The sequence below is a fragment of the Cellulomonas sp. ICMP 17802 genome (assembly GCF_041295535.1).
In the GTDB taxonomy this organism is placed as follows: Bacteria; Actinomycetota; Actinomycetes; order Actinomycetales; family Cellulomonadaceae; genus Cellulomonas.
The window spans coordinates 1-18,367 of record NZ_JBGFQZ010000027.1; the positions used below are offsets into that span (position 1 = coordinate 1).

General features: G+C 73.3%; 15 protein-coding genes. 8 read left to right on the forward strand and 7 right to left on the reverse strand.

What is annotated here, in order from left to right:
• Window positions 1-21: 21 nt before the first annotated feature.
• Genes AB5970_RS15700 through AB5970_RS15725 form a run of 6 tightly spaced genes read left to right on the forward strand, consistent with a single transcriptional unit; the run spans window position 22 to window position 5,938 of the window.
• On the forward strand, window positions 22-987 hold the full coding sequence (locus AB5970_RS15700) for a carbohydrate ABC transporter permease (RefSeq protein WP_370504925.1): 966 nt from the start codon (window positions 22-24) through the stop codon (window positions 985-987).
• A 3-nt stretch (window positions 988-990) separates the two neighbouring features.
• A complete protein-coding gene (locus AB5970_RS15705) occupies window positions 991-1,875 on the forward strand; it encodes a carbohydrate ABC transporter permease (RefSeq protein ID WP_370504882.1) in 885 nt (294 codons plus the stop codon).
• Window positions 1,876-1,927: 52 nt separating this feature from the next.
• The gene (locus tag AB5970_RS15710; RefSeq protein WP_370504883.1) at window positions 1,928-2,788 is read left to right on the forward strand and encodes a ketose-bisphosphate aldolase; all 861 of its coding nucleotides are present in this window, start codon (window positions 1,928-1,930) and stop codon (window positions 2,786-2,788) included.
• Between the two features lie 35 nt (window positions 2,789-2,823).
• Window positions 2,824-4,008, forward strand: a complete 1,185-nt coding sequence (locus AB5970_RS15715) for an ADP-dependent glucokinase/phosphofructokinase (protein ID WP_370504884.1) — start codon at window positions 2,824-2,826, stop codon at window positions 4,006-4,008.
• Window positions 4,005-4,955, forward strand: coding sequence for a DUF4432 family protein (locus tag AB5970_RS15720; RefSeq protein WP_370504885.1), 951 nt, complete (start codon window positions 4,005-4,007; stop codon window positions 4,953-4,955). The genes AB5970_RS15715 and AB5970_RS15720 overlap by 4 nt, the downstream gene beginning before the upstream one ends.
• Window positions 4,952-5,938, forward strand: coding sequence for a class I mannose-6-phosphate isomerase (locus AB5970_RS15725; RefSeq protein ID WP_370504886.1), 987 nt, complete (start codon window positions 4,952-4,954; stop codon window positions 5,936-5,938). The genes AB5970_RS15720 and AB5970_RS15725 overlap by 4 nt, the downstream gene beginning before the upstream one ends.
• Window positions 5,939-5,950: 12 nt before the next feature.
• On the opposite strand, the gene AB5970_RS15730 is transcribed toward AB5970_RS15725, so the two are convergent.
• The 7 genes from AB5970_RS15730 to AB5970_RS15760 form a co-directional block, all read right to left on the reverse strand.
• On the reverse strand, window positions 5,951-6,205 hold the full coding sequence (locus AB5970_RS15730) for a hypothetical protein (protein WP_370504887.1): 255 nt from the start codon (window positions 6,203-6,205) through the stop codon (window positions 5,951-5,953).
• A complete protein-coding gene (locus AB5970_RS15735; protein ID WP_370504888.1) occupies window positions 6,202-7,362 on the reverse strand; it encodes a putative T7SS-secreted protein in 1,161 nt (386 codons plus the stop codon). The genes AB5970_RS15730 and AB5970_RS15735 overlap by 4 nt, the downstream gene beginning before the upstream one ends.
• Entirely contained in the window at window positions 7,359-7,673 is a 315-nt protein-coding gene (locus AB5970_RS15740; protein ID WP_370504889.1) for a hypothetical protein, read from the reverse strand. The genes AB5970_RS15735 and AB5970_RS15740 overlap by 4 nt, the downstream gene beginning before the upstream one ends.
• A gap of 125 nt (window positions 7,674-7,798) precedes the next feature.
• Window positions 7,799-8,623: an alpha/beta fold hydrolase gene (locus tag AB5970_RS15745; RefSeq protein ID WP_370504890.1), complete on the reverse strand. Its 825-nt coding sequence runs from the start codon at window positions 8,621-8,623 to the stop codon at window positions 7,799-7,801.
• A 74-nt stretch (window positions 8,624-8,697) separates the two neighbouring features.
• Complete coding sequence (locus AB5970_RS15750; protein WP_370504891.1) at window positions 8,698-9,003, reverse strand: DUF5808 domain-containing protein; 306 nt, start codon at window positions 9,001-9,003, stop codon at window positions 8,698-8,700.
• Between the two features lie 44 nt (window positions 9,004-9,047).
• The gene (locus AB5970_RS15755; protein WP_370504892.1) at window positions 9,048-9,908 is read right to left on the reverse strand and encodes an alpha/beta fold hydrolase; all 861 of its coding nucleotides are present in this window, start codon (window positions 9,906-9,908) and stop codon (window positions 9,048-9,050) included.
• 74 nt (window positions 9,909-9,982) lie between these two features.
• Window positions 9,983-10,120 carry a hypothetical protein gene (locus AB5970_RS15760; RefSeq protein ID WP_370504893.1) on the reverse strand — a complete coding sequence of 46 codons (138 nt, stop codon included), beginning with the start codon at window positions 10,118-10,120 and terminating at the stop codon, window positions 9,983-9,985.
• A gap of 172 nt (window positions 10,121-10,292) precedes the next feature.
• Here AB5970_RS15760 and AB5970_RS15765 point away from each other — a divergent pair, with 172 nt between their 5' ends.
• Both AB5970_RS15765 and AB5970_RS15770 read left to right on the forward strand, forming a co-directional pair.
• Window positions 10,293-13,553 (forward strand): hypothetical protein, encoded by a 3,261-nt coding sequence (locus AB5970_RS15765; RefSeq protein WP_370504894.1) that lies wholly within the window; start codon window positions 10,293-10,295, stop codon window positions 13,551-13,553.
• A 14-nt stretch (window positions 13,554-13,567) separates the two neighbouring features.
• Window positions 13,568-18,367, forward strand: a complete 4,800-nt coding sequence (locus tag AB5970_RS15770; RefSeq protein ID WP_370504895.1) for a hypothetical protein — start codon at window positions 13,568-13,570, stop codon at window positions 18,365-18,367.

Genomic DNA, 18,367 nt, shown 5'->3' on the forward strand with positions numbered 1-18,367 from the left:
CCGAGGAGAGAGCCCGAGCTCATGACGCACACCACCAGCCAGGCGCAGGACGCGCCACCGCAGCAGGCGACGACGCCGGCTCCGGCAGCGGCGACGCGGTCGCGGACGCTGAGTCGCCTGCGGCGGACGCTGACGCCCTACGGATTCCTCAGCCCCACCGGGGTGCTGCTGATCATCCTGATGATCACGCCGATCATCATGGTCGTCAGCTACTCCCTGCTCGACGGGGTGATCACCAACAAGAACCCCGCGTTCGTCGGGTTCGCGAACTACATGGACGTCCTGACGGACCCCGTGTTCGTCACCGCCGTGCGGAACACCCTCGTGTTCACCATCAGCTCGGTGATCGTGCACTTCGTCATCGGGCTCGCGTTCGCCCTGATGCTCAACTCGCCGCTGCTGGGCAACCGCACCAAGGGCCTCTTCCGCGTCCTGTACATCCTCCCGTGGCTGTTCACGGTGGCGATCGTCGCGGTCCTGTGGCGGCTGCTGCTCAGCCCCAACGGCGTCATCAACTACCTGCTCGGCACCGCCGGCCTCACGGACGGTCAGACCGAGTGGCTGGCCAACCCGTCGACGGCCCTCGCGGCGGTCACGTTCATCAACATCTGGTCGGGCTACCCGTTCTTCATGATCTCGCTGCTGGCGGGTCTGCAGGGCATCCCGAGGGACCTCTATGAGGCCGCCCGGGTGGACGGCGCCGGCGTGGTCGCCCAGTTCCGCAACGTCACCATCCCGATGCTGCGCCCGATCATCATCTCGATGGCGCTCCTGGACTTCATCTGGACCACGCAGCAGTTCGCGCTCATCTGGATGACCACCGGCGGCGGACCCATCACCGCGACCGAGGTGCTCTCCACCTTCACCTACAAGCTCGCGTTCACCCAGTACGAGTTCTCGGTCGCCTCCGCGGCCGCCGTTCTCGTGCTGCTGATGTCGATGGTGCTCGCGTTCTTCTACGTCCGGCACCAGAAGGCGAGGGACTGAGCCATGGTCACGCTGACCGCGCCCGTCATCACCACCGACCAGCCCCCGCTGCGCGTCCCGCCGAAGCACACCGGCAAGAAGGCCGCGCTGATCGTCGCGCTGATCCTCGGCGCCTGCTTCTCGGCCCTGCCCGTCCTGTGGATGCTCTCGAGCTCCTTCAAGACGAACCCCGAGATCTTCGAGTTCCCGCCGCGACTGATCACGCCCGGCTTCTCGTTCGACGCTTACACCACGATCCTCACGGACCCGGTCAAGCTGCGGTTCTTCTTCAACAGCTACGTGATCGCGCTGTCGGTCACGGCCCTGTCGCTCGTGGTCGGCATGCATGCCGCGTACGCGTTCAGCCGGTACGAGTTCTGGGGCAAGAAGACGATCAACGTCATCGTCGTCTCCGTCCAGGCGGTGCCGCCGATCACGCTGCTGATCCCGTACTTCGGCCTGGTCGTCGCACTGAAGCTCTACAACACCTACCAGGGCCTGATCCTCACCTACATGGTGTTCACGCTGCCCTACGCGATCATCATGCTCACGGGTTATTTCAATACCCTTCCCAAAGAGCTGGACGAGGCCGTCAAGGTGGACGGCGCCGGCCCGATGACTGCATTGTGGCGCATTCTCGTCCCCATCTCCGTCCCGGGCCTCGTCTCGGTCGGCGTCTACACGTTCATGATCTGCTGGAACGAATTCTTGTTCGCCCTGACGCTGACGCGCACGGAAGACATGCGCACGGTGCCCATCGGCATCCAGCTCCTGATGGGACAGCACTCGTACGAGTGGAACGAGATGATGGCGATGAGCATTCTCGGGTGCATTCCCGTGCTCATTCTCTTCCTCTTCTTCCAGCGCTACTTCATCGGGGGGATGACCGCCGGCGCTGTGAAGATCTAGACCCCCCACACCTCTGCAACACCCACACAGGAAGTTGATACACACCATGTTGATGAACGGCCGAGACCTGCTCGCGGTGGCGAACGAGAACTACTTCGCCATCCCCGCCTTCAACATCAGCGACTACGCGATGGGCAAGGGGATCTTCGAGATCTCCGAGAAGCTGAACGCCCCGCTGATCGTGGCGATCCACCCCGACGAGGTGTCGCACATCGGTGGGGACGCGCTCGCGGCCCTCATCCAGCGCGCGCACCGCTCGTCCGTGCCGGTCGCCATCCACTGGGACCACGGCGGCACGTACGAGCAGGTGCTCGAGGCCATCCAGCTGGGGTTCACGTCGGCCATGATCGACGCGTCCATGCAGCCGTTCGAGGACAACGTCGCGATCACCAAGAAGGTCGTCGACACCGCGCACGCGGTCGGCCTGTCGGTCGAGGGCGAGCTGGGCACCATCGGCAAGCTCGACGAGCAGGCGGAGGACGGCGTCCTCGTGGACCAGATCGCGTTCACCGACCCGGCCGAGGCCGTCGAGTACGTCCAGCGCACCGGCGTGGACAGCCTGGCGATCGCCATCGGCACCGCTCACGGCCTGTACCCCAAGCACGTGACGCCGCAGCTGAAGCTCGACCTGCTCCAGCAGATCAAGGCGCTCCTGCCCATCCCGCTCGTGCTGCACGGCGGCTCCGGCAACCCGGACGACGAGATCGGTCAGTCCGTCAAGCTCGGGGTCAACAAGATCAACATCTCGAGCGACATCAAGGTGGCGTACCACGACAAGATGCGGGAGGTCCTCGCGGACACCTCGCTGCGGGAGCCCAACTCGATCCAGCCGCCGTGCATCGCTGCCATGCAGGAGGTCGCGGCGCAGAAGATCCACCTGTTCGACGCGGCCGGCAAGGCCGACCTGTACTGACCGCCCGTCACGACGCGAGAAGGGGCAGCCGACCGATGAGGTTCGTGCTGGGCATGGGTGGGACGGTCGACTACGAGATCCGCTGGGACTCGGCCGTGCTCGAGGCGCTCGCCGCGGAGCACGGGGTCGGCCCGGAGGACCTCGACCGCACCACCCCGGTCGACTCGGTGCGCGACCTGGTGCGCAGCCTGCTCGCGTTCGTCCGCGACGGTGTCGGGGGAGAGCGGTTCGTCGCCTCCTCCGACATCGTCGAGGCCGTCGCCGCACGGTTCGACAAGGCCGTGACGCTGGGCGGGACGTGCGTGCGGGCGGCGATCGCGATGGACGTGCTCGGCGTGCCCAGCACGATGCACCTGGTGTCGATCGACGACACCGTGCGGCGGCTGCTCCCGGCGTCGGTCGACTACGTGTCGAGCGCGGCGCAGGACTCGCTGGACCCGCACCTGATCGTGCAGTACCCGGCGGGGGCGCGCGTGCGCCTCGGTGACGTCGAGCTGGTGGCCCCGCACCCGAACCGCGTCATCTACGCCAACGACCCGCCGCACCGCGAGCTGGAGATCGCCGCCGACCTGCCCGACGCGCTGCGCACGGCCGACATCTTCCTGCTCTCGTCGTTCAACGTGATCCAGGACCCGGCCACCCTCGAGTCCCGCCTGACGCAGGTTCGCGAGGCCATGCGGTCGCTGCCCGCGGACGCCCTGGTCGTCTTTGAGGACGCGGGCTACCACGTGCCGGCGCTGAGCCGGCGGGTGCGGGACGAGATGGTGTGGTCCGTGGACGTCTACAGCCTGAACGAGGACGAGATGCAGGCGTACCTCGGGCGCGCGGTGGACCTGCTCGACCCGGCGACCGTGGCGAAGGCCGTGCGCGAGCTGCACGAGGTGGTCCCGGCACCGACGCTCGTGGTGCACACCAAGTACTGGGCGCTGGCGGTCGGGCAGAGGGCGGCCTCGCTGCGGCCGGCGCTCGTCGGCGGCATCACGATGGCGAGCACCCGCTACTGGATGGGCGACGGCTTCACGGCCGACGACTACGCGGCGACGGCGGCCCTCGCGCCCGGCTCGACCGCGCAACGGCTGGTGGCGGACGTCGCGGACCTGCTCGGCGCCGACGCGTGCATCGTGCCGGCCCTGGACCTGACGGACGTCGCGGCGCCGACGACCATCGGGCTGGGCGACTCGTTCGTCGGCGGCTTCCTCGCCGCGCTGGACCGATCGTGACGTCGTGGACCGAGCTCACCGACGACGGCCGGGTCTCCCAGCCGTCCGCGCTCGCGAGCGTCGAGGAGCGCGGCGGGGTGATCGCCGTGCGGCTGGCCGGCGGCCTGGCGTTCGACGTGCTGCCGGACCGTGGCCTCGACCTCGGTGCGGCTTGGTGGGGTTCGACGCCGGTGGCCTGGCGCTCGCCGAACCCCGTGGACCCCGGGCCGGGCCGCGGCTGGGAGGAGCGCTTCCTGGGCGGGCTGCTCGCGACGTGCGGCCCCGACAACATCGGCGAGCCGCGCGGCTCGTCGGGCCAGCACGGCACGCACCACCTCACGCCCGCGACCGACGTGCACTGGTCGCGGGAGCGGGTGGGGGCCGCCTGGCAGGTGCACGTGACGGGCACGGTCCCGCACACCTCGCTGGGCGGCCCCCGGATCCTCGTCGAACGGTCGATCGTGGCGACGACGGGGGTGCCCGCCGTCGAGGTGAGCGACGTCGTCCGCAACGTCGGCGACGAGCCCGTCGGTGTCCCGCTGCTCTACCACGTGAACCTCGGCGCCCCGCTGCTGCGGCCGGGAGCCCGGTTGCGGGTCGACGCCGACACCGCCGTCGTGCGCGAGCCTCTCCCGCCGGGTCGTGACCCTCTGCTCACGCCGGCGCCGGGGCCGGGTCTCGCGCCGGTCGTCGCCGAGCACGTGGGGGTGCGCGGCGCGCAGGCAGTCCTCGACGGCGACGACGAGCACCCAGACGTCGTCGTGACCTGGACCGGAGCGACCCTGCCCCGTCTGTGCACCTGGAGCTGGCCCGCCCGCGGCGCCTACGTGCTCGGCGTCGAGCCCACCAACGCACCCCTGTTCGGCCCCGAGCGCGACCTTCCGCACGCCGGCGCACCCGTGCTCGAGCCCGGCGCGACCTGGCACACCGGGGTGCGCATCGAGATCCGCGACCGAGGAGAGGCATGAAGCCCCTGTTCCTGCCCGCCAACCAGCCCGCCGACCGGTTCTACGCCGGCGGCCGCCAGATCGCCGCGTTCCGGGGCACCGGGCCTGCGGCCAGCCACGAGCCCGAGGACTGGGTGGGCTCGAGCACGTCGGTGTTCGGGCAGGAGCCCGTGGGCCTGACCGTGCTGCCCGACGGGCGCCGGCTCCGCGACGCGATCACGGCCGACCCCGCCGGCTGGCTCGGCGCCGCGCACGTCGCCGCTTACGGCTCCGACCCCGCGCTGCTGGTCAAGCTGCTGGACGCGGGCCAGCGCCTGCCCGTGCACGCCCACCCCGACGTCCCGTTCGCGGCCGAGCACCTGGGGCTCGCGCACGGCAAGACCGAGGCCTGGGTGGTGCTCGAGCCCGCCCGCGTGCATCTGGGGTTCACGCGGGACGTGGGGGTGGACGAGCTGGCCGCGTGGGTGCGGACGCAGGACACGGACGCGATGCTCGGCGCGATGCACGCGCTCGACCTCGCCGCCGGGGACGCCGTGCTCGTGCCCGCCGGGCTCCCGCACGCGATCGGCGAGGGCGCCCTCGTGGTCGAGCTCCAGGAGCCGACCGACCTGTCGATCCTGCTCGAGTGGTCCGGGTTCGAGATCGACGGCGCCGCCGACGGGCACCTGGGCCTGGGGTTCGACGTCGCGCTCGCGGCCGTGGACCGGCGCGGGTGGACCGCCGACGAGATCGGGCGTCTGCGCGGCGCGACCGCGGAGTCGTCGGGGGACCTGCTGCCCGAGGTGGCGGAGTTCTTCCGGGTCGAGCGGTGGACCGGCGCGCGGGACCTCGACGCGGGGCTGGCGGTGCTCGTCGTGGTCGACGGGAGCGGCGCGCTGGTGGCCGGCGGCGAGTCGTCGCCCCTGCGTCGCGGGCAGACCGTGCTGCTGCCCGCGGCCGCCGGCCCGGTGACGCTCGAGGGAGACCACCTGCAGGTCGTGGTCTGCCGGCCGCCGCGGCCCTGACGGCCGACGAGGTTAGGGCTGGACGCGGAGCAGCTGCGCCTGGGGATCCCAGCCCGCCGGGGGATCCTGGTGGCTGCCCGACTCCCAGGGCGTGCCCTTGGCGATCCACTGGGCGCGCCAGGTCGCGTACGTGAAGCCCTCGTCGTCGTCGGTGACGCCGAACTGGAAGTAGCAGCACGGGCAGATCTCGAAGGAGCCGCTGCCGGCCGACGTCCGCGGGGGTGCCTCCAGACCGGGGTAGCCGCAGGCGGGGCACTCGTAGCTCATGGCAGGAGCATCCCATCCTGTCGATCCCAGTAGGTGCTGCTCTTCGGCTTGAACAGCGTGATCGTGCTGCCAGCTGAGTCGAACGCCCCGAACGTGTTGGTGTCCGGGTCGAAGATCCGGATGACGCCGTCGTCGCCGATCCGGGTCGGCAGGCCCTCCAGGCCGGCCCTCTGGAAGAACTCCGAGCCCAGGCGCGCGTAGTCCTCCGCCGTGGTGACGCCGAACTGGGCACCGTGCTTGTCCAGATGCCATCCCAGCGTCCACTCCTTCGCCCAGCTGTCGGTCGCGCTGAGACCCAGGTACGGCGTCGGCTCGGTCCCGGGAACCTCGATCACCAGCGGCGGCCGCTCGGCGATCACGGCCGCCCGGCCGGCGACTGCTGCGGACCGCGCGCCGACCCCCGCGGCTCCGGCCGACCCGACCGTCAGCGCGAGGTCCGGCGCGAGCCGCCCCCACCACCGGCCCGGCGCGTCGTCGAGCGTCCGGGTGTCGGCGAGCGCGCGGACCGCGCCGCCGGGGTCGTCGGCGAGCGCCCGCCCGACGGTGCCGAGCCCCCGCACCTGGTCGACCTGGTGCCGCCAGTACCCGAGGGGGTCGTAGGCGGCGCGCATCGGATCGTTCGCCAGGACGGCCGAGCCGAGCCCGGACGCCCAGTCACGCACGCCGGCGAAGAAGTCGTCCGCGTGCAGCTGCCCGTCGGGCAGGCCGTCACCGAGGTCGTCGAGCACCCGGGCGAGCGTGTGCGCCGACGCCGTGGCGCGAGCCCGCGCCTCGGACAGGACGGCCACGGCCAGCGCGCGGGTGTCCACGGGTGAGCAGGACGCGCTGTCGTCGCCCCAGAGCCGGACGGCCACGCCGGCCCGGCCCTGGGCCCACGCGAGGACGGTCGCGTGCGCCCGCAGCGCCGTCGCCGCGGCGCGGTAGGCCGCGGCGATCGCCGCCGGCGCGGGCACCAGCTGCTCGCGCCGCCGCGCCCATCCGGCGGCGGCGTCGCCCGACCAGGACGGCGTGGCCGTCGACCGGGTGGCGTCCTCCGAGAGGGCCTCGAGGGTCGCGGCCTGCGCGTCGGCGTCGTCGGCGTCGGCCTCGACGTCGTCGACCCCACCGGGGACGAGGCGCGCGGGGTCGCGGGTGTCGGCCAGCGTCCAGAGGCTCACCGCGCCTCGCCCAGGTGTCGCAGGGCGGCGCGGGAGCTCTCGTCCGCCGCCTCGTAGGCGCTCGCGGTCTGCCGCAGGTGGACGCGGGCGTCGTCCGCCTCGCTCGCCAGGCCGGCCAGCAGGTGGCGGAAGCGGTCGCGGAAGCGCCGGCCCGACTCGAGCGCCGCCACGTCGCCCCAGTGGTCGGCCCGGTCCATGAGGCGGCGGCCGCGGACGCCGTCGAGCGCGTCGCCCAGGTCCGCGAGCCGGTTCGACGCGGTGCGCAGCTCCTCGAGGTCGACCGTGAAGCCGTCGATCCGCCAGTCGTCCATGCCCGTGCTCCCCACGCCGGTCCTGTGTCAGGTGGCGGACGCTAGCCAAGGCGTCGGGAGCGCTGCGGCGGTTGTGCACAGGCGATCCCGCTGCGCCCGAGCGCGCGCAGCGGGACCGTGGCCCGTCAGGACTTCAGGAACTCCAGCAGGTCGGCGTTGATGGTCGCCGCCTCGGTGGTGGGCATGCCGTGCGGGAAACCGGCGTACGTCTTGAGAGTGCCGTTCTGTACCAGGGCGGCCGAGAGGGGGCCTGAGTCGGCGTACGGGACCACCTGGTCGTCGTCGCCGTGCATCACCAGCACCGGGACGGTGATCTTCTTGAGGTCCTCGGTGAAGTCCGTCTGGGAGAAGGCGACGATGCCGTCGTAGTGGGCCTTCGCGCCGCCCATCATCCCCTGGCGCCACCAGTTCTCGATGATGGCCTCCGACGGCTCGCGGCCCGGGCGGTTGAAGCCGTAGAACGCGGTCGACGGCAGCTCGCGGTAGAAGTTCGACCGGTTGGTGGCCACCTGCTCCTGCAGGCCGTCGAAGACGCTCTTCGGCAGGCCGCCGGGGTTGGCGTCGGTCTGCACCATGATCGGCGGCACCGCGCTGATCAGCACGGCCTTGGCCACGCGGCTCTCGCCGTGCCGGGCGATGTAGTGGACCACCTCGCCGCCGCCCGTCGAGTGGCCGATGTGGACGGCGTCGTGCAGGTCGAGGGCCGTCGTGAGCGCGGCCAGGTCGTCGGCGTAGTGGTCCATGTCGTGCCCGTCGCTGGTCTGCGTCGAGCGCCCGTGGCCGCGGCGGTCGTGCGCGATCACGCGGTAGCCGTGCTGGAGGAAGAAGAGCAGCTGGGTGTCCCAGTCGTCGGCCGACAGGGGCCAGCCGTGGCTGAAGACCAGGGGCTGGCCCGAGCCCCAGTCCTTGTAGAAGATCTCGGTGCCGTCGGTCGTGGTGATCGTGCCCATGAACGTCCTCCGTGAGGTCGGGAGCCAACCGGACGGATCGACCATAAGCGGACGGGTCGCCGCGGCGCGACGCGTCAGGCGGAGACCCGCTGCCGCACCAGCTCGACGATCCGGCCGACGTTCAGCGTCCAGCCGACGCCGAAGACCCGCGGGCTGAGCAGGTGCGCGCCCTCGGGGTCCCAGAACCGCTCCTTGAACCGCTCGAACGTCGGCACCCGGAAGTCGTACGGCACGAAGCCGACGACGCCGTGCCACTCGCGCTCCTCCGGCGGCGTGCGCAGCTCCTTGACCACGGCGAAGACGGCCAGCCCGAGCGTGACCAGGCGGACCAGCTTCTGGATGTCGCCCGGTCCCCGCGAGCGTCCCTCGTTCGATCCCATCGTGACTCCTTCGTCGTGGCGGTCTGTGCGAGCGCCGTGGTGATCTAGCCGAGCACCTCCGTCAGCCGTGCGGCGAACGCCTCCGGCTGGCCCGCGTGACCGAACTCGGGGCCGGAGAACCCGCCGTGGTGGCTGGGGAAGACGCTGAGCTCCTGGCCGAGCGCGTCCGCCAGGGCGGCCGACGAGCGCCAGGTGAGCAGGTCCTTGCTCTCGATGCCGGCGGCGACGACGACGCGCGTCGAGGCGGCGCGCAGGGCCGCCAGGTCCGGCACGTAGCCCGTCACGGCGTTGGAGACGCCCGACAGCAGCGGGTCGCCGCGGGACCCGTCGTCGCCCGTGGGCAGCCCGAAGGCGGCCGGGTCGGGGAGCTGGTCGCCGAAGGCCGCGGTGAGCTCGCCGGGCCACGACGTCAGGGCGATGAAGGCCGCCATGCCCGCGCCCCAGCCCCGCTGGTGGTACGCCTGCTGGACCGCGCGCTCCGCCGCGAACGCCTGCTCCGCGTCGGGCAGGACGCCGAGCAGCGGCGGCTCGTGCGCCACGAACGTCAGGACGTCCTCGGGGTGGGTGGAGACCAGCTGCAGGCCGGTGACGGCGCCGCCGCTGCTGCCGAAGAGGTCGACCGGGCCCAGCTCGCCGATGAGTCGGTGCAGGTCCTCGGCCTGCTGCTGCGGGCTGTTCTCCGTGCTCCCGTCGCTCCGCGTGCTGCGTCCGAGCCCCCGCGGGTCGTACGTCACCACGGTGCGGTCGGCCAGGAGGCCGGCCAGCGTCGCGAAGCCCGACGCGTCCATCGGCTGCCCGATGAGCAGCAGCGCCGGGCGGCCGTCGGCGGTCGGGAGCGGACCGCGGACGTCGTAGGCGATCGAGGCGCCCGGGACGTCGAGCGTGCGGGTGGTCGGGGTCGTCATCGATCCTCCTCGTGGTGGAGTCTCATCGCACCACGCCGACCACCTGCGCCGCACCCCTCGCGGCGGACTTGGCGCTAGTCGAAGAACGGGGGGAGCAGGTCGGCCAGGTCGGCGGGCGCGTCGATCGTGTCGACGTCTCCCTGCGGGCCACGGGTCGCGGTCTCGGATCCTTGCTGGCGCTCGGCTGCCAGCCGCCACCACGGTGCGTTCACCCGTCGATCGTCCTCCCGACCCCCGGGCGTCGGCCGGGACGTAGGGCCCGGCCCGGGCGCGCACCCCCGACGTTCACCCGAAAGGCGTAGCGGGCGCCGCCAAAGCGGAGCATGATCGCCCGAAGGCACGCAAAGTACGACGAAGCGGACGCAGCGAGGGGGCCGGTGCCGCATGGGCGAGCCCGACGAACGACCCGAGCCGGTGGACGCGAGGCTCCTGCGCCCGCGCGACCTGGTCGACCTGCGCCTCGAGGCGCCCGGCTGCACGATCGAGCCCACCGAAGGCGGCGCGGAGCTCGTCGCGGGCCCGGACGCGTCGCTGGTGGTGCACTTCCCGCCGCAGCACCTGGGCGAGCAGGCCTGGGCGGCCGGGGCGACGGCGCCGCCACCGAAGCCGTCGGGTCCCTCGGCGCACGTCGCCGCCGGGCCCACGCGGCTGGTCTACGAGGTGCCCGAGGGCACGCGGATCACCTACACGCTGGAGAAGGTGCTCGAGGCGCTCCCGAGCCTGCGGCTGCGGCTCTCGCGGGGGGCGACCTCCGCGGGTGAAGCGGAGGACAGCGGCTTGGAGCGGCCGACCGACCTCGAGACCGCCATCGAGGCCCCGTACCACCTGGTCGTCTCCCCGGGCACGCGCGGAGCGTTCCGGCACGCGAGCACCCCGGTCGGCCCGCCGGACCGCACCGAGCTCTGGCGCACGCACCTGACGGTCCGGCGCGACGACGGCACGTTCGACGACGACGACGCCGACCAGCGCATCGTCCGCGCCCTGTGGAACCGCGACAAGGACGTCCCCCCGCCGGAGTTCGACCAGCCGCTGTCGGAGTACGCCCGCGACGCCATCGTCGAGCAGACCCGCGGCGGGGAGCCCCGCAACGCGGACAGCCCCCTGCTGGTCAGCCGACTCTCGCTGTCGAGCCTGGGCGCCTGGTTCGACTGGAAGCAGTCCTGGGAGCTCCCGGCCAAGGTCGCCGACTACCGGCACCAGGCGTTCATGGGACGCGACGGGTACGTGCGCGTGGTGTACCCGGGGTTCCTGTTCCCGTTCGGGCACCGCTGCTACCTGGTGGAGATCACCGAGCGCGAGATCAAGCACCGCGACACCCCGGTGGCGTACCTGTGGAAGCGGTGGTTCATCATCGTGCGCCAGCCGACGCGCACCTATCCGACGACGGACCTGGACAACCCGTTCGGGCAGGTCACCGTCAGCCCGCTGGTGACGCCCGACATCGACGCGCCGCCGAAGGACCAGCACCCGTTCGTCCCCAGCCGGGACGGCGTCCCGTTCCCGTTCACCCTCACGACCGTCGACCGCGGAGGCCAGACCCGGACGTGGCCGGCGCCGCTGGTGTTCGTCCAGGCGGACAGCGACGGCCCGCAGTCGTTCGTGCACTTCGCCAACGAGGTGCCCGCGCGCTGGTTGCCCGTGCGGCAGATGCAGGGGCGCGGGCAGACGCTGGCGATGGCGGAGCCGGTGAAGGCCGGCGACACGTCCGTCGAGGTCACGCACCTGATCTTCGACGGGACCATCGACGAGGCGAACGTGACGAGCCGGCCGTTCCTCACCGAGGCGCGTGCGGTCGTGCCCTCGATGCGCCACCTCGCGCCGCAGGCGCCGGCCGTCGACCTCGTGTTCGCGAAGCCGTACCTCGCCCACGGCCTGCCCGGCCGCGCGCTCGACGCCCCGCCGGTCCCGGGCGCACCCAACATGGGGGAGCTGATCCTCGCGCTCAAGAGCGCCCCCGCGGCCGTCGACTTCACGCACGGGTCCGACCGGGCCGGCGGGTTCGTCGCGCCGAACCTGTCCGTCAAGGGCATCTCCCGTGCCCTCGGCGCGATCGGCGAGAGCGGCAGCGGTCCCTCGCCGTTCGACGCCGGAAAGTTCGACCCCACGTCGTTCCTGGCCGGGGCGCTGCCCAAGCTGTTCGGCCTGTTCAGCCTGGCGGAGCTGCTCGAGCCGGCGTTGCTCGGCGAGGCCCCCGCGTTCGTGTCCGATGCGCTCGACGCCGTCACCAAGCTGCTCACCGAGGCGCAGCGGCTGAAGAAGGCGCTGGACGACGCCCAGGCGCGGCTCACACAGGAGGTGGCCGCCGCGGCGCACGGGGGAGCGCAGGCGGTCGCCCAGCACGCGAAGGACCAGCTCGACGCTCTCGTCGGCACGCTGCAGGCCCACCTCGACGCGCTGGTCACCGCGGTGCAGGGGCTGCCCGGCAACCCGGACGCCGTGAGCGCCTCGGCCGTCGCGCTCGCGGGCGACCTGCAACCACTGCTCGACGCCATCGGCGTGCCCGGCGTGCCCGCCGCGGTGCGCTCCGCGCTGCAGAAGCCGGTCCAGACCCTGACCACCCTGACCGACCTGGCCAAGGACGCCGCGGGGCTGGCCCAGATGCTCGAGGGCGTCGCGGGCGGCCAGGTCACCGCGCGGATGTCGTGGCGGCCGCGGATCAATCCGTGGGGGCTGCTGCCCGGCGCGCCGAACATCTTCAAGCCGAAGCCCGACTCGCTGCACCTCGACGTCGAGGTCAGAGCGTCGGCGAGCGCGCCGCCAGCGGTGGACATCGTCGCGGAGCTCGTCGACTTCGACCTCAACCTCATCGGCGACGGCGAGGCCGGCCTGATGAAGCTGATGTTCCGGCGGATCGGGTTCCACGCGGGGTCGTCGGGCAAGCCCGAGGTCGACGTGGTGTTCGGCGGGCTCGGCTTCCTCGGGCCGCTGTCGTTCGTCGACCGGCTGCGCGAGCTCATCCCGTTCGACGGCTTCTCCGACCCGCCCTACGTCGACGTCGCGCCCGAGGGGGTGACCGCCGGGTTCGACCTCACGCTGCCCAACGTGTCGGTCGGCGTGTTCAGCCTGGAGAACATCTCGCTCGGGGCCGACGCGCGGGTGCCGTTCCTGGGCGACGCGATGACGGTCGGGTTCCACTTCTGCGCGAAGGACGCGCCGTTCCGGCTCACGGTCATGTGCGTCGGCGGCGGGGGGTGGCTGGTGCTGCGCGCGGCGCCGAAGGGGCTCGTGCTGCTGGAGCTGGGGCTCGAGGCGTGCGCGTCGCTGTCCGTGGACCTCGGGGTCGCGTCCGGGTCGGTGTCGATCTCGGTCGGCGTGTACCTGCGGCTCGAGGCGGACAAGGGGCTGTTCACGGCGTACTTCCGCATCCGCGGCGAGGTCGACGTGCTCGGCCTGATCAGCGCGTCGATCACCCTCGAGCTGTCGCTGACCTACCACTTCGAGACCGGCAAGCTCATCGGCCGGGCGTCGCTGGTGGTCGAGGTCGAGGTGCTGTTCTTCTCCGCGTCCGTCGAGATCTCGGTCGAGCGCAAGCTGGCCGGCTCGAAGGGCGACCCGACGATGTACCAGGTCATGCCCCCGGACGGGACCGGCATGAACGCCGACTGGGCCGAGTACTGCGGCGCGTTCGCGCCCGTGCCGGCCTAGAGGCAGGAGGACACATGCCCACCACCGTCCTGGCGACCGCCCTGCCGCACTCGTTGGCCGACGACGCCCCGTTCCAGCTCACGGTCTTCCTCACCCACAAGCTGGTGGACGGCGCGCTGCTCTCCGACTTCCCGGCCGCGGCGGACTGGCCGACGACCCTGGCCGGCTGCACGCTCGCGCTCGAGACCTCCCTCGGCACGTCGCTCCCGCTGCGGGTGGTCTCGGCGGCGGACCCCGGCTCCTGGGCCGCGGTCCTCCCGCCGGGGACGCCCGTCGACGGGTTCCCGACGCCCGCGCTGTCCGACCAGACCTGGCGGACCAACCCCGCGAGCCGGATGAGCGACCACGCGGTCGACCTCCACGTCGCGGCCATCACCGCGGCGCCGCTGGGCCGGCCCGGGCTCGCCGGCGACCCGGTCGCGGGCGGCCTGCTGCGGACGCTGGCCAACCTCGACCAGGGCGGCCCGCTGTGGCGGCTGCTCGACGACGAGGCCGGCCGCGCGCGCCGCTCCCTGCAGGTGGCCGGGCAGCGCCTCCAGGACGCGCTGACCACGATCGGGCCGCTCACGGAGCCCGACGAGACCGACCCGGAGCGCGGCCACGGCCGGGAGGTCCCGCCGCTGCCGCCCTACCAGTCGGAGATCGTCGACCGCCCCTCGCCGGTGCAGGTGCTGCTGGACGACCCGGAGGCCGACACGCGGGTGACCCGCCAGCTGGACGGGCTGGCCGGGCAGGACCTGTCGGCGGACCCGCAGCTGCAGCTCCTGGCCGACGCGCACGCCATGCGGCGCTACTACGAGCGGCCCGAGCAGCCGCAGCAGACGCCGCTCAAGGAGCCGAAGCCGGACGCGCCGCCCACACCGCGGCCCGACCGGCCCGCGCACGACTTCCACGCGAAGGTCGGGTCGTTCGGGTCGACGCCCGCCCTGCTGCGTCGCCTCGGGCTCGCGGTCGACGTGGTGCTCGACGGGCTCGACGCCGCCGCGGCGCGGGCCGCGCTGGCCGGCGCCACCTGGGTGAGCGTGACGCTCACGTCCCCGGCGGCGGATCTGCAGGTGCTGCCGCCCCGCAAGACCGGAGTGGTCGTCGACGGGCAGGTCTTCGCGGCCAGGTCCAGCGCCGCGTGGGTAGGCGGGGCCCTGCCGCTGGGCGACGACGAGTGGGTCGTGCTCGACGTGGACCCCGACGCGTCCGGGCTCAAGCTCGACCAGCACGCGCGCAACCTCGCGCGGCAGTACGCCAGCGAGGCCAACGGCGACCCGGCGACGTCCGCGCCCGGCACGCTGCGCTCGACCGGCTTCGCGCTCGCCCGCCGCGAGCGGGCCGCGCAGCTGCGGGCGCGCGTGCAGGAGGCGGAGGCCCTGGCGGTCGACGACGGCACGCGCGAGCTGCTGCTGGACGACCTGGTCCGCGGCATCCGGGTCGAGGTGTGGGACGACGTGACGAAGGACTGGCACAGCCTGCACCGGCGCCGGGTCACGGTCACCGGCGAGCCCGGCGGCGTCCCGGTGCTCACGGACGAGCCGGACGTGGGGTTCCTGCAGCTGTCGGCGCTGAACCGGGCGCCCGGCGACGTCGTCAACGGGTACTACCTGCACGAGGTGGTCGCCGGCTGGGACGGGTGGAGCCTGTCGGCGCCGCGGCCCGGGCTGACGATCGTGCACGTGGAGCCGCCCGGTCCCGACGGCGCGACCGAGGCCGTCGTCGACACGCTGCCCGACGAGCCCATCGACGGCGCGCACACGGTCTCGCGGGTGGAGCCGCTGAGCCTGCCGCGGCTGCGGTACGGCACGTCGTACAGCTTCCGCGTGCTGGCCGTGGACCTGGCCGGCAACTCCGTGCCGCAGGTGCCGCCCGCGCGTCGGCGCCGCCTCCCCGTTGGCCCGCATGAGATCGATGCCGCCCAGGGGCACCTCGACCGGGTGCGCGCGGCCTACGCCCGACGGGACCGCGGCGGCGTCGCCGAGGCGCGGCGGCAGACGGTGATCGAGCACCTGCGCGCGGGGTCGCCGCGCGTGGTCCGGCTGCCCGACGAGCTGCTGTCCGGCGACGCGCGGATCGACGCCACGCTGGAGAACCTGGTGGCCCGCGCGGCCACGCCCGACGAGCCGCCGCCCGCCCAGCGCGTGTTCGACGACGTCGCGGCGGCGTCGCGGATCCTCGCCGAGAACGGAGGAGCGCTGCGCGTGCGGCCGCAGCTGCGGATCGACGCCGGCGACTTCGCGGGTCTCGCGGCCAACGACGACCTGCTGCTCCCCGACGAGCTGCGCCTGCCGGCCCGGTCCGTGGTCACCACGCCGCGTCCGTACCTGCGGTGGGAGCCCGTCCCCGCGCCCGCGCTGGTGGTCAAGGAGGAGCTCACGCCGGGCGAGCAGCCCGCGGCGCTGGTGGTGCGCAGCGGCAGCCCGGCGACGTCCGAGCGGCACGTCGCGCCGCCCAAGTCCACGCAGCTCGAGGCCGAGACCGCGGGCCTGTTCGACGCGGCGATCGGCACCGGCGACGCGGCCGAGATCCGCCGGCTCTACGCGATCGCGCTCGCCGAGCGGGGCACGCTGCTCGACCAGCACGTGCCCAGCCTCACCGACGCGACGGCCACCGACGAGCAGCCGGGGATCGCGCTGAAGGACCGCCCCGGCGCCGACACCGGGTCCGCGCACCGGGCCACGCTGGCGGAGATCACGGCCGACCGCGGCCGCCCGATCGGCGAGGGGCAGTACGTGGTGCACGGCACCGACGCGCTGCGGCTGCCGTACCTGCCGGACCCGTACGCGACCGGCGTCTCGCTCGTGTTCTACGAGGCGGGCGCGCCGCACGTGCTGCCCGAGCCGCGCGCCCTGCAGGCCGTCACGGTGCCCTACCCGGGCGCGTGGCCGTCGCTGCAGCCGCTGCGCCTCGTCGTCGAGCCCGGGGAGCGCCTGGGCGCCCAGGTGGTGGGCCACGAGGTGCACGTGCAGCTCCCGCCGGGCGAGCAGGTGCGGGTCGCGGTGTCCAGCACGCTCGACGTGCGGTCGCTCGACCGGTTCGGGCTGTGGCGCTCGCACCTGGCCAGCGTCGCCGACCCGGCCGACGGGTACACCACGGACGAGGTGATCGCCGCGGCGGCCCTCATGCGCGCTGCGTCGTCCGGGTGGACCTGGTGGCTCACCCCGTCGACCGATGTGCGCCTGGTGCACGCCGTGCCGACGCCGGTGCACCCGCCGGCCCTGTCCGCCCTCGAGGTGTTCCTGCGGCCGCAGGGCCGCTCGGTCGCCGCGTTCACCGGGCTGGTCGACGTGCACGGGGCCAGCACCGACACGCTCGTGGTGCAGGCGTCCTGGACCGAGACGGTGGACGACCCTGCCGCCTCGACCCCGCAGGTGGCGGTCAAGTCCGATGTCGTCGTGCGCTCGTCCGTCGCCGAGCGCGAGACCTCGGGCGTGCTGTTCCTCTACGACTTCCTGCCCACCGGTCCGCTGGCCCAGGCGCTGGGCGGGATCGGGTTCCACCGGATGCTGCAGACGTTCGAGGACACCCACTACCGCCGGGTCACCTACGTGCCGAGCGGGACCACCCGGTACGCGGAGTTCTTCTCCCCGGCCGAGCTCCCCGCGGAGCCCGTGCCGGGCGAGGCGGTCGTGCTCGACATCCCGTCGTCGGCGCGGCCGGCGGCGCCCACCGTGCTCGACGCGCTGCCGCTGCTGCGCTGGGAGAGCCAGGCGGAGCCCGCCGACCCGTTCGCGTGGCGGCAGGTGCGCCGCTCCGGCGTGCGCGTCTGGCTGGCCCGGCCGTGGTTCTCCTCGGGCGACGGCGAGCTGCTCGGGGTGCTGGTGTTCGACACCGACGAGTGGGTGCGGGGCGGCGACGGCACGTGGACGAGGCAGCCCAAGGCGACCCAGGCGCCCGACGGCGCGACCAGCCTCTGGGCCGCCGACCCGATCGTGCAGCACGGCGGGCCGACCGCGAACCCGACCGTGCCCCCGCTGCTGACGTTCGGGCAGCTGGTGCTCGACGTCGTCGAGACGGGCGCGTCCGAGGCCGTCGGGATCCACCCGCCCCTGGACGGACGGGTCGTCGGTGGGCGCGACCGGGGCTGGCCCGAGGGGCCGGGGAACCCCGTCGCCGTCGCGGCCGCGGTGCCGCTGCGCGACGTGCGGCTCCATCCGGCCGTGCGCGTGCTGGGCTACCAGCCGGAGTTCGACGAGGCCTCGGGCCGGTGGTTCGTCGACGTGGCGCTGCAGGAGACGCCGGCCCTGTGGCCGTTCGTGCGGCTCGCCGTCGCGCGCTTCCAGCCGCACTCGATCGAGGGCTGCTCGCTCTCGCCCGTCGCGCTGACCGGCTGGGTGCAGCCCCTGCCGACTCGCACGCTCACCGTGAGCCGGCCCGACCCGCGGCACGTCCAGGTGACCCTGACGGGCGTGGTCAGCTGGCTGCGGTTCGACCCGCACGGCGCTCCCGAGCTGGCCGGCGAGGACCTGAGCGCGGACAGCCCGACCGGCGACGCCGGCGTGCGGGCGTCCCGGCTGCAGCAGTCGCGGACCGTCCGGGCGACCGTGCAGACCCGGGCCGCGGGTGCGGGTGACCTGGAGTGGTCGACCATGACGGCGTCCGACCTGCTCGCCGTGAGCGTCGAGGAGGCCGGCGGGTTCCGCGCGACGTGGACCGGCTCCGTGGTGCTGCCCGGCGGCGCCCCGGACCTCCGGCAGCCCGGTGCGGCCGAGTCCGACTGGCGCGTGCTGGTGGAGGAGCACGAGCTGCTCGACGCCGATCCCGGGGTGCCGGGCGCGCCGGCGGTGCCGGTGCCGCGGCTGGTGTACGCCGACACGGTGTCGCTGTAG

Bases quoted from the DNA above. Each gene is read 5' to 3' on its own strand.
- AB5970_RS15700 (WP_370504925.1), top strand. From the start codon at position 22: ATGACGCACACCACCAGCCAGGCGCAGGACGCGCCACCGCAGCAGGCG.
- AB5970_RS15705 (WP_370504882.1), top strand. From the start codon at position 991: ATGGTCACGCTGACCGCGCCCGTCATCACCACCGACCAGCCCCCGCTG.
- AB5970_RS15710 (WP_370504883.1), top strand. From the start codon at position 1,928: ATGAACGGCCGAGACCTGCTCGCGGTGGCGAACGAGAACTACTTCGCC.
- AB5970_RS15715 (WP_370504884.1), top strand. From the start codon at position 2,824: ATGAGGTTCGTGCTGGGCATGGGTGGGACGGTCGACTACGAGATCCGC.
- AB5970_RS15725 (WP_370504886.1), top strand. From the start codon at position 4,952: ATGAAGCCCCTGTTCCTGCCCGCCAACCAGCCCGCCGACCGGTTCTAC.
- AB5970_RS15730 (WP_370504887.1), bottom strand. From the start codon at position 6,205: ATGAGCTACGAGTGCCCCGCCTGCGGCTACCCCGGTCTGGAGGCACCC.
- AB5970_RS15740 (WP_370504889.1), bottom strand. From the start codon at position 7,673: ATGGACGACTGGCGGATCGACGGCTTCACGGTCGACCTCGAGGAGCTG.
- AB5970_RS15745 (WP_370504890.1), bottom strand. From the start codon at position 8,623: ATGGGCACGATCACCACGACCGACGGCACCGAGATCTTCTACAAGGAC.
- AB5970_RS15750 (WP_370504891.1), bottom strand. From the start codon at position 9,003: ATGGGATCGAACGAGGGACGCTCGCGGGGACCGGGCGACATCCAGAAG.
- AB5970_RS15755 (WP_370504892.1), bottom strand. From the start codon at position 9,908: ATGACGACCCCGACCACCCGCACGCTCGACGTCCCGGGCGCCTCGATC.
- AB5970_RS15765 (WP_370504894.1), top strand. From the start codon at position 10,293: ATGGGCGAGCCCGACGAACGACCCGAGCCGGTGGACGCGAGGCTCCTG.
- AB5970_RS15770 (WP_370504895.1), top strand. From the start codon at position 13,568: ATGCCCACCACCGTCCTGGCGACCGCCCTGCCGCACTCGTTGGCCGAC.